Annotated in this window: 1 protein-coding gene; it reads right to left on the bottom strand. The window is 59.8% G+C overall.

Translation table 11 applies throughout. The features are described from left to right. Positions 1–545: cupin domain-containing protein (locus ACR0IP_RS23460; RefSeq protein WP_480528204.1), on the bottom strand; the 545-nt coding region annotated here is incomplete at both ends.

Here is a 545-nt window from a genome sequence, read left to right as displayed (position 1 = left end):
GGTTTGTCCGCTGCCAGCGCCATCAGGTCCCAGTAGCGAGCGACGTATTTGCCGATCACCGCATCAACGGGAACCTCAGGGTAGGCTTTCAGTTCTTCCTCGGTCAGTAGCGGCATCGGCTGCACATTGTGTGGCAGTTCCTCACCCTTTTTGCTATCGTAAAGGACGCCGTTATTGCCCAACATCAGGCCATGGGCCTGCGCATCCTGAATGACTTGCGGAGCCCAGGTCACGCCGCCACCGGCATCGTCGCCACCAAGCATCGACATGATCATCCCATAGTCCTGGCCGACATTCTCGAAGCCGCGGAAGATCCCGGTCGGGATGTTGAAGATGTCGCCTTCTTCGGCGATGAACTCGCCAGCCGTGCCATAACGACCCCAGAAGAACCGCCATCGACCTTTAGCAACAAAGAACACCTCGGCGGTGGTGTGGCTGTGCAGCGAGTTGCGGCATTTCGGCGGTTGCCCCGCTGCGCCGATGTTGAACCCGATCTTGTCGGTGATGTGGACGTGCTGATCCGGGCTTTCGCTGACGCCGCCGCC

This window comes from Ruegeria sp. AL11 (assembly GCF_056540865.1).
The sequence above is the reverse complement of the archived record's forward strand: the minus strand, read 5'-3'. Positions and strand labels throughout refer to the sequence as shown.